The 9,748-nt window shown below is 55.5% G+C and carries 2 protein-coding genes; both read left to right on the forward strand.

Annotated elements, in window-relative coordinates; translation table 11 throughout:
- A partial coding sequence (locus tag C4S74_RS23540) for a condensation domain-containing protein (protein WP_258042590.1) occupies positions 1-1,370 on the forward strand: 1,370 nt, incomplete at its 5' end.
- 84 nt (positions 1,371-1,454) lie between these two features.
- Positions 1,455-9,748 (forward strand): non-ribosomal peptide synthetase (locus C4S74_RS23545; protein WP_258042591.1); only part of this gene is annotated, 8,294 nt, incomplete at its 3' end.

A 9,748-nucleotide genomic window follows, 5' to 3' on the forward strand; every position in this document is an offset into this window, starting at 1 on the left:
TGGAGCACCATGAGCATACCGCGATTCCCGCGCTTGAAAAACGCGCGCATTATCCGCTGTCTTCCGTACAGAAAAGGCTGTACATCCAGCATCAGATGGAAGGCGCGGAGCTTAGCTACAATATGTCCGGTCTCATGATCCTCATAGGAGAGTTGGATCGTGACCGTTTTGAAGCTGCGCTTCGCGGACTGATCGGCCGTCATGAAATTTTGCGCACGGCTTTCGAGATGGTGGACGGGGAACCCGCGCAGGTTATTTACCCGGAAGTGGATTTTGCCCTGGAGTACTGGCAGGCTGACGAAGAAAAGGCCCGCGAACTTGCCGAAGGATTCGTTCGCGTCTTTGAACTGGATCGTCCGCCGCTGCTGCGGGTCGGCTTGATCGGGCTGGAACGGAACAGGCATATCCTGATGTTCGACATCCATCATCTTGTATCCGACGGCGTGTCCACCGGCATTTTAATTGACGATCTTCTCCGCATGTACACGGGGGAAAATCTCCAGCCGCTGCGGATTCAATATAAAGACTTCGCCGCGTGGCAGCAGTCCGAAGCGCAGAGCGAACGATTGAAAAAACAGGAAGCGTACTGGCTGGACGTATTGGACGGCGAACTGCCGCAGCTGGAGCTGCCGACCGATTTCGCGAGACCGCCGGTGCGGAGCTACGAGGGAGACGTGCTGGATTTTGCCATCGAAGGGCGGCAGAGCGAAGCTTTGCAGCAAATCGCGGACGCGAACGGCGCGACCTTGTATATGGTTATGCTGGCCGCCTACACCGTTCTGCTGCACAAGTATTCCGGGCAGGAAGACATCATCGTGGGAACGCCGGTTTCCGGCCGGACTCATGCGGATACGGAGCCGCTGATCGGGATGTTCGTGAACACGCTGGCCATCCGGAATTACCCGTCCGGCGACAAGATGTTCCTTACTTACCTGGAGGAAATCAAGGAAACGATGCTCGGCGCTTACGAAAATCAGGATTATCCGTTCGAGGAGCTCGTGGAAAAAGTACAGGCGGCAAGGAATTTGAGCCGGCATCCGATATTTGACTCGGTATTTGTGATGGAAACGAGGGAAGACCGGATCAGCCGTTTCGGAGAGTTAACCGTCGAGCCTTATATCGAGGCCCGGACGGTCGCCAAGTTTGATCTGACCCTGGAAGTTACGCACGAGGAAGAAGGCATGAGCGGCCATTTTGAATATGCGACGAAACTGTTTACCCGGAACATGATCGACAATTTTGCCGAAGACTTTCTGACTATCCTCTCCAAAATTTGCGAGCAGCCTCATGTTCTGCTGAAAGATCTGGCCTTAAACGGATCTCCGGAGCAGGAAGAGGACTTGCTGGAAGCTATCGATATTGTTTTCTAAAGCTTTACCCGGCGGATGCGCGTGCGGCGCATTCCGTACGCACACCCGCCGGAATGCTTTTTTTAACGAAAAGAGAGGGGAACGATGAAGGTGGCTTTTGAAAAAGAAATCCTTTTTTGGAACGATAAATTCACAGGTGAAGATGATTCGCTTACCCTGCTGCCTTACAGCAAAGCACCGAGCCATGCGGCTTTAAGTGTCCAGTCCGTATCGGGAACCTTGTCCGGCGAGGCGGCGCAGCGGGTCATTCAAATGAGCAAGGGCGCGCCTCTGGCCGCTTATATGATTTTACTTGCCGGAGTTCAAGTCTTGCTGCACAAATATACAGGCGATTCCGCTGTACTTGTCGGTATGCCGGTCGTGAAGAAACCCCAGGAAACGCGGCGGCCGATTAACCATACGGTCATTTTGAAAAACAAGTTCGGAAGCGGGTCCACCTTCAAATCGGTATTGAACGAATTGAAGGTTTCTCTGCCCGAAGCTATCCGGAATCAGCAGCTTCCTTTTCTCAAAATGACGGAGAAGCTCGAGCTTCAATACACGGACGGGGTCCCGGCCGTCAATACACTCGTTTCACTGAATGAGCTGCACGGCACCGATGTCGGCCACAACGTGGTTTGGGACTGCTTGTTCCAGTTCCGTCTTGAAGACGGTTCGATTCATCTTCAGATTTCGTATAACGAAAATTTATACCACGCGGAATTTATGACCAGAGTAATCGATCATCTGAACCGCCTGCTGGCTGTCGGACTAAACAACCTGGATCTGGAAACGGCAGGAGCGGCTATGCTGTCTCCGGAGGAAGAGTACCGGCTTGTTCATACTTTTAACGAGACGGAAACGGACTATGCCGCAGAAAAAACGATTCACGGGCTGATCGAGGAACAGGCAGCCCGGGTTCCGGATGCGACAGCGGTCGTCTTCGAACAGGAACGCCTCACATACCGGGAGCTCAACGAACGGGCGAACCGTCTGGCGCGGACGCTGCGCGCCGCGGGTGTGCAGCCGGATCAGCTCGTCGGCCTGATGGCCGGACGCTCGCTGGAAATAGCCGTCGGCATATTGGCCGTGCTGAAAGCCGGAGGCGCGTATGTGCCGATCGATCCCGAGTATCCCGAAGAGCGCATCCGCTACCTGCTGGAAGATTCGGGTGCGAAGCTGCTGCTGACTCAGCGGCGGCTGCTGGACCGGATTCCGTTCGAGGGGATCGTACTGCCGCTTGACGAGGAGAGTTCCTACAGTGCCGACGATACGAATCCGGAGCCGGTTAACGGTCCCGATCATCTGGCGTATGTCATTTACACATCGGGAACGACGGGAAAACCGAAAGGCGTCATGTTGGAGCACCACGGGCTGGTCAGCTTGAAGCACATGTTCCAGGATACGCTCGGCATTACCGGATTGGACCGGGTTGTCCAGTTCGCGAGCTTGTCGTTCGACGCGTCGTGCTGGGAAGTGTTCAAGGCGCTGTTTTTCGGAGCGGCGCTCTACATCCCTACGGCCGACACGATTTTGGATTACCGGCTTTTCGAGCGCTACATGGACGAAAACGGAATCACGGCCGCGATCCTGCCGCCTACGTATGCCGCTTATTTAAACCCGGATCATATGCCGGGATTACAAAAGCTGATCACCGGCGGATCGGCCGTGTCGGCGGAATTCGTGCACCAGTGGAAAAGCAAAGTGCGTTATTTCAACGCTTACGGGCCGACAGAGGCTTCAATCGTCACTTCAGTATGGGCCGCCGAAGCGAATGATACCGGTTTGAAATCCGTTCCCATCGGCCGTCCCATCCAGAATCACAAGATTTATATCGTGGACAAGCATGGACAGCCTGTGCCCGAAGGAGTGGCGGGTGAGCTGTGCATAGCGGGTGTAGGTCTGGCGAGGGGATATTTGAACCGTCCCGAGCTGACGGCGGAGAAGTTCGCCGACAATCCTTTTACCCCCGGCGAGCGGATGTACCGGACCGGAGATTCCGCCCGCTGGCTGCCGGACGGGAACATCGAATACATGGGCCGGATCGACCATCAGGTAAAAATCCGCGGCTATCGGATCGAGACCGGCGAGATTGAGGAACAGCTTCTGAAAATCCCGTCCGTTCAGGAAACGATTGTCCTCGCGCGCGAAGAAGAAAGCGGACTGCAGCTGTGCGCCTACGTCGTGGGAGATCAATCGCTGACGATCGGTGAGCTCCGGACAGCACTGGCGCAAAACTTGCCGGGTTACATGATTCCGGCGCATTTCGTTCAGCTGTCCAAGATGCCGCTGACGCCGAACGGGAAAATCGACCGGAAGGCGCTGCCGGATCCGCAAGGGAACGCGCTGGGTGGAGGCGAGTATGTCGCGCCCCGTACCGAAGCGGAGCAGGCACTTGCCGACGTTTGGAAAGCCGTGCTGAATACCGGACGCGTCGGGGTTACGGATCACTTTTTCGAGCTCGGAGGAGACTCCATCAAGTCGATCCAGGTTTCGTCCCGGCTGCACCAGGCCGGCTACAAGCTGGAGATTCGCGACTTGTTCAAATACCCGACGATCGCTCAGCTCAGCCTGCATGTGAAGCCCGTCGCCAGGACGGTGGATCAGGGAGAAGTGACCGGACAAGCCGTGCTGACTCCTATTCAGCAATGGTTTTTCGAACGCGAATTCGCCGATGCGCATCATTTTAACCAATCCGTTCTGCTGCACCGGAAAGACGGTTTCGACGAGGCCGCTCTCCGCAAGGTGCTGCAAAAGTTAACGGAGCATCATGATGCGCTGCGGATGGCGTTCCGCAAAACGGAGCATGGCTTCACTGCCTGGAACCGCGGAATCGGGGAAGGTGAGATGTACAGCTTGGAAATCTCCGATTTCAACGGAGAGGCGAATCCCGGAGCCGCGGTAGAAGCGAAGGCGAACGAAATCCAGAGCGCAATCGGACTGGAAAACGGACCTCTCGTAAAAGCGGGCTTGTTCCGCTGTGCGGACGGCGATCACCTGCTTATCGCAGTTCATCATGCCGTCGTGGACGGTGTTTCGTGGCGGATCTTGATGGAAGATATCGCGCTCGGATACGAACAGGCCCGCAAAGGCGAGGAAATCCGTTTTCCAGCGAAAACCGATTCTTACCTTTCCTGGTCCAGACAGCTCGCGGCCTATGCGCAGAGCCCGGACATGGAGGCCGAAAGGGCTTACTGGCAGGGCGTGGAGCGCACACCGGTTCCGCCTTTGCCGAAGGATTCGGATGCGGAAGATTCCCTGCAGCGGGACAGCGAATCGCTTTTCGCCGTTTTGACTTCCGAAGAAACGGAACTGCTGCTGAAAAGAGTTCACCGGGCTTATAACACGGAAATGAACGATATTTTGATCACCGCGCTGGGAACTGCCGTGCAGAAATGGAGCGGTTATGACCGGGTTCTTTTGAATCTGGAAGGCCACGGGCGCGAATTTATCGGTACGGATATCGACATTACGCGTACGATCGGCTGGTTCACGAGTAAGTTTCCCGTCGTGCTGGAGCCGGAGAGCGGCAAAGATTTGTCCGCTCAAATCAAAGCCGTCAAGGAAAATCTGCGCCGGATTCCGAACAAAGGGATCGGATACGGGATATGCCGCTATCTTTCGGAGCAGGAAGACGGCTTGGCGTGGGGAGCCGAGCCCGAAATCAACTTTAACTATTTAGGCCAGTTCGACGACGATCTTCAAAATAACGAGATGGGTCTGTCGCCGTATCCGGGCGGCATTCCGGCGAGCGACCGGCAGGCTCGGAGCTTCGTGCTGGACATAAACGGCATGGTCCTGGACGGCAAGCTGTCGCTTGACCTGAGCTACAGCCGGAAACAGTTTAACAAAGCGACGATTGAAAAACTGGCGGCACTGCTGGAGCAGAGCCTCCGGGAAATCATCGCCCACTGCGCGGCTAAAGAGCGGGCGGAGCTGACTCCGAGCGACGTGCAGTTCAAGGGCCTGACCGTCACCGACTTGGAGCGGATCTCGGAAGATACGGCATCTGTCGGCGAGATCGAGAATATCTACACCCTTACGCCCATGCAGAAGGGGATGTGGTTTCACAGCGCGATGGACCCGCAGACAGGCGCCTATTTCGAACAAGCGCGGTTTACGCTGCTGGGTGGGCTGGATGTCGACGTTTTCTCCAGAAGCTGGACTGAATTGGCCGCGAGGCACATTGTGCTCCGGACCAATTTTTACGGCGGGGCAGGCGCGGAACCTATGCAAATCGTGTACCGGGAAAAACCCGTCGGGTTTGAATATGTCGATCTAAGTGATCTGAAACCGGCAGAGCGGGCAGTCCAAACCGATCAAAAGGCCGCAGAGGACAGGCAGCGCGGCTTTGATCTGGAGCGGGATGCGCTTTTGCGCGTTACGGTTCTCCGGCTGGAGGAACAGCGCTACCACGTACTGCTCAGCTTCCAGCATATTTTGATGGACGGCTGGTGCCTGCCGCAGCTTACGCAGGAATTGTTTGAAACTTACTCGGCCTTTGTCCGGAACGAGAAGCCGGAACGTATCGCTTCGGCGGACTACAGTCAATACATCGAGTGGCTGGGTAAACAGGATGAAGAAAGTGCTTCCCGTTACTGGTCCGGCTATTTGGCAGGGTATGAAGGACAGACGGTGCTTCCGAAAAAAGCCGATGCGAAAAGCGGCTCCTTCCAACCGGAGCATGTCGTTTGCGAGCTGGGCAAAAGCTTGAGCGAACGGATGGAACGTGCGGCCAAGCAGCATCAGGTTACGCTAAATACTTTGCTGCAATCGGCATGGGGCGTTATTTTACAAAAGATTAACGGAACGGGCGATGCCGTGTTCGGCAGCGTCGTCTCGGGAAGGCCAGCCGAGATTCCGGGAATCGAAGAGATGATCGGTCTTTTCATCAATACGGTACCGGTGCGGGTAACGAGCGAGGCGGATACGTCTTTTGCCGACGTCATGGTTAAGGTGCAGGAGCAGGCACTGGAATCCGGCCGTTACGATTATTATCCGCTTTACGAAATCCAGGCTCGGAGCTCCCAGAAGCAGGATCTCATCCACCATATTATCGCGTTCGAAAATTATCCGATGGACGAACAGATGCAGCAGGCGGGCGGCAGTCAAACCGGCGGTCTGGCGATTACGGATGTCGAGATGGCGGAACAGACGAATTACGACTTTACTATGACGGTCGTACCGGGAGAAGCGATTGAAATACGGTTCGATTACAATGCGGGCGTATTTGCGAAAGCGGATATCGAGCGTTTGCGGGGACAACTTCTGCATGTGCTCGAACAAATTGTGAACGATCCCCGGGTCAAAGTGGGCGACCTGGAGCTTGCGACGGCGGCAGAAAAATCGCAAATTATCGAAGCGTTCAACGCCACTACGACGGAATTTCCGCGGGATAAAACCCTTCATCAGCTGTTTGAGGAACATGCGGAGAGAATACCGGATGCAGTGGCGGTCGTATTTGAGCAAAAGGAACTTACGTACCGCGAACTGAACGAGCGGGCGAATCGTCTGGCACGTACGCTCCGTGGCGAAGGAATCGGCCGCGACTGCCTCGTAGGCATTATTGTCGAACGTTCCATCGAGATGATCGTCGGCATTATGGCCGTGCTGAAAGCCGGCGGCGCTTATGTACCGATCGATCCGGAATATCCGGAAGAACGTATCCGGTATCTGATCGAAGACTCGGGCGCTAAGATTATGCTGACACAGCGCCATCTGCAGGAACGGATTCCCATTCAAAGCGTTGTGATCGTACTGGATGACGAAGAATCTTACCGTCACGACAAGGCGGAATTGGAACGAATCAACGAATCGGCCGATTTGGCCTGCGTGATTTATACCTCGGGAACGACCGGGAATCCGAAAGGAAACCTGGTGTCCCACCGGAACATTATCCGGATCGCACGGAATACGAACTATGTCGAGATTACGGAGCGGGACCGGGTTCTCCAACTGTCCAGCTATTCTTTCGACGGGTCGATTTCCGACATTTTCGGCGCTTTGGTTAACGGGGCGGCCCTCGTCCTTATTCCGAGAGAGATCATGCTGGAAATCGGGCAGCTGGCCGAGTTGATCGAAAAGCAGCGGATTACGGTTTCGCTCATTACGACAGCTTTTTTCAACGTGCTCGTGGATGTAAATGTGGACTGCCTGCGGCATATGCGGGCCATTCTGTTCGGCGGAGAACGTGTTTCGGTCGGTCATGTCCGCAAAGCGCTCGCTCATCTGGGTCCGGGCAAAATTATTCATCTGTACGGCCCTTCCGAGAGCACGGTGTACGCTACGTACTATGTGGTGAACGAAGTGGCCGAGGATGCGGTAAATGTTCCGATCGGTCGTCCGATCAGCAATACGACGGCCTATATCGTGGATGCCCGCAACCATCTGCAGCCGATCGGTGTAGCCGGGGAGCTGTGCGTGGCCGGCGAAGGTTTGGTCCGGGGTTACCTGAACCGGCCTGAATTGACGGCGGAGAAATTCGTGGACAACCCTTTCGTTCCCGGGGAACGCATGTACCGGACCGGGGATGTGGCGAGATGGCTTCCGGACGGAACGATTGAATATGTGGGCCGGATGGACGACCAGGTGAAAATTCGCGGCTTCCGTATCGAGCTTGGCGAGGTGGAGGCCCAGCTCCTGAAGGTGGAATTCATCCGGAAAGCGACAATCGTAGCTCGTGAAACCGCGAGCGGGGACAAACAGCTTTGCGCCTATTTCACGGCGGACGGACAGCTGCAGGCAAGCCAGTTAAGAAGCGCCTTGTCCCGGGAGCTTCCGGGATACATGATTCCTTCTTACTTCGTCCAGCTGGATGAAATGCCGTTAACGACTAACGGCAAAGTGGACCGCAGAGCGCTCCCGGCTCCCGAACTCAGCCTTCTGGAGGGAACGGAGCATACGGCGCCGCGGACTCCGCTGGAAGCGGATCTGGCCGCGATTTGGCAGAACGTTTTGGGGCTCGGGAAGGTTGGTGTGAAGGATAATTTCTTCGAACTCGGAGGACATTCCCTGCGTGCGACAACCCTTGTCAGCCGCATACGCAAAGAGCTTCACGTAGATTTCCCTCTGAAGGATGTCTTTGTTTACTCGACAATAGAAGAGATGGCTCAAGCGATCGCAAGTCTGGCGCAGCTGTCTTTCTCTTCGATCCCGAAGGCGGAGGAAGCCGATACTTATCCGTTGTCTTCCGCGCAGAAAAGGCTGTTCATCCTTCAACAGCTCGAAGGAGCCGACCAAAGCTACAACATGCCGGGGGCTTTGCTGCTGGAAGGAGAGCTTGACCGCCCTCGTTTCCAAGAGGCGTTCAGAGGACTGATCGCCCGTCATGAGACGCTGCGTACCGGTTTTGAGGTCGTAAACGGTGAAGCCGTGCAGCGTGTATACGAAAGCGTCGACTTTTCGGTGGAGCATATCCGGGCAGGCGAAGAAGAGGCGGACGAGGCCGTGCGGCAGTTCATCCGGCCTTTCGATCTGGCGAAGCCGCCGTTGCTCCGCGTAGGCTTGATCGAGCTTGCGGCCGACCGCCACATCCTGATGTTCGATATGCATCATATCGTCTCCGACGGGGTTTCGATGGACGTGCTGGTGGAGGAATTCGTCCGGCTGTACAGCGGCGAAGAGCTGGAACCTCTGCACATCCAATACAAGGACTACGCCGTATGGCAGCAATCGGAGGCGCAGAAAGAGCAGTTGAAGCGGCAGGAAGCTTACTGGCTCGATGTGTTCCGGGGAGAACTTCCCGTGCTGGAGCTGCCGACGGATTTTGCCCGTCCTGCCGTGCAGAGTTACGAAGGAGATACGCTCGAGTTTTTTGTGGATGGACAGAAGAGCGAAGCTTTGAAACGTCTTGCGGCGGAAAGCGGGTCCACGCTGTATATGGTTCTGCTTGCCGCGTATACGGTACTTTTGCATAAATATACGTCCCAGGAAGATCTGGTCGTCGGAACTTCGATTGCCGGCAGGACTCACGGTGACGTGCAGCCGCTGATCGGAATGTTCGTCAATACACTGGCAATCCGCAGTTACCCGGCTGCCGGCAAACCGTTCTTGTCCTACTTGCAGGAGGTCAAAGAGACGACTCTCGGCGCATACGAGCATCAAAACTATCCGTTCGAAGAGCTGGTCGAAAAGGTCCGGACGGCCCGTGATTTGAGCCGCAATCCGATTTTCGATACGATGTTCTCCCTGCAAAACCTCGAGAATAAAGAATTTGAGCTGGACGGTCTTAAGCTTACTTCCTATCCGAGCGAGTACGGCATGGCCAAATTCGACCTTAGTCTGGATGTCGTGGAAGAAGGCGGCCGTCTCGAATGCAGCCTGGAGTATGCGACTTCCCTGTATAAAAAAGAAACGGTAGAACGGATGGCGAAGCATTACGAGCAGCTGCTCGGTGCCAT

Origin of the sequence: Paenibacillus sp. UNC499MF (assembly GCF_900107975.1) — a bacterium.
In the GTDB taxonomy this organism is placed as follows: domain Bacteria; phylum Bacillota; class Bacilli; order Paenibacillales; family NBRC-103111; genus Paenibacillus_F.